The sequence below is a fragment of the Bacillus sp. B1-b2 genome, from assembly GCF_009183415.1.
Taxonomy (GTDB): Bacteria; Bacillota; Bacilli; order Bacillales; family Cytobacillaceae; genus Niallia.
This window is the reverse complement of record NZ_WEHU01000074.1, coordinates 1-1486: the sequence shown is the minus strand read 5'-3', so window position 1 is coordinate 1486 and position 1486 is coordinate 1. Positions and strand designations below refer to the sequence as shown.

1 protein-coding gene is annotated in these 1486 nt (G+C 34.1%); it reads right to left on the bottom strand.

What is annotated here, in order from left to right; all coding sequences use genetic code 11:
• Positions 1-38 precede the first annotated feature (38 nt).
• Positions 39-1369 (bottom strand): IS3 family transposase gene (locus F9279_RS24745; RefSeq protein ID WP_413463246.1). Its coding sequence is split into 2 segments (ribosomal slippage): positions 39-982 and positions 982-1369, totalling 1332 coding nucleotides; the frame shifts between segments, so codons are not numbered across the junction.
• Positions 1370-1486 lie beyond the last annotated feature (117 nt).

Sequence of the window (1486 nt, the reverse complement as noted above, 5' to 3'; positions counted from 1 at the left end):
TAAAGTGTACCCTTTGTAAAGGACATTTTATAAAAAGCCTATGCTGCCATAAGAAGATGATTTCTGTATTGAACAGGAGTCATCTTTTTTAAGTTCCATTGGTATCTATAATTATTGTAATAAATCATATATTGTTTGATTTCCTTTTTTACTTCATCTAAACTTGGACATGCTTTAATAGAAGCTTCATCTTTAAAATGACCAAAGAATGATTCTTGGGGAGCGTTATCCCAACAGTTTCCCCGTCTAGACATTGATTGGCGCAACCCTAATCTTTTCACTGCTCTTTGATAAATAGGACTTGTATAATGAACACCTTGATCCGAATGAATGAAGGCATCTTTTACTCTCTTAAAGTTTTTGTTCTTCTTTAACTTTTTCAGTGTATCTGTAGCCAATTCTAAGTTCATTCTATCCGATACATGATAAGCTAAAATTTCACCAGTTGAACCGTCCTTAACGGTGGATAAATAGGCTCTTAATCCTTTGCCGAAAGAAAGATATGTAATGTCAGTCAGAAGTACTTTCCCTGGGATTCCTTGCTTGAATTGTCTATTCAAAAGGTTTGGTACAATACGATGTTCTTTGGTGGCTTTCATCATTCGTCTATAAGGATTTGCCTTTCTAATTGGGCAAATGATTTCGTATTTTTTCATAATGCGTCGTATACGTTTTAAATTATAAACAACATTAAATTGACCCGCCAAAGTCATTTTGATTTGACGTGCCCCTTTCTTACGATTTTTAAATCGGAAGGCCTTTAAGATCAGCTCTTTTAGTTTCTCATCTTTTTCCTCTTTTAACTTTCTTTGTTCCTGTGACTTCTGCGAGAAATAATTATAATAACCACTTCTGGAAACCCCTGCTATTTCACAAAGAAATTGCACCCTATTTTTCAATCGATATTTCTCTATCACGAAACGAATTAAGGTATACTTTTGGTTAGGAGGAAGTACTATTTCTTCATCCTCCTTTCTGCATAACGAATCTTTTTTAAGAGTTCATTTTCTGCCTTTAGTAAGTTTATTTGTGCTTCTAACCGAGCATTTTTTTCTTCAAGGGAAAGTGATCTTTCTCTTGAACGGCCTGACTTTTCCGTTCTAGTGTCACGTAAACCATTTACCCCTTCCTTTTCGTAAGCCCTTTTCCATCTCTTACTCGCGGAGTATATTCTATCTGTTCCTAAAACCTCTGCATCGAATCCACAGGCTTCAAATATTTCTCTCGTAAGCTTGCCTTTCTCTTTTTCCCCTATAAAAATATGTTTAAATTCATTTGTATATGTGATACCTTTTGGACTCACAGATTTAACGTACTTATTTAAAGATAGAAGTTTGATTTCTTTCTCTGTAAAAATCTTTTTACTCATCGCTTTCTCCAATCCCATGTTGTCATTCTTTAGCTGTCTATTTGTGTTACTTAATTATACAAAAAAGTACCCTACAGGTAGACTTTTTTTAATGTCTACTTTATAGGGTACATTTTA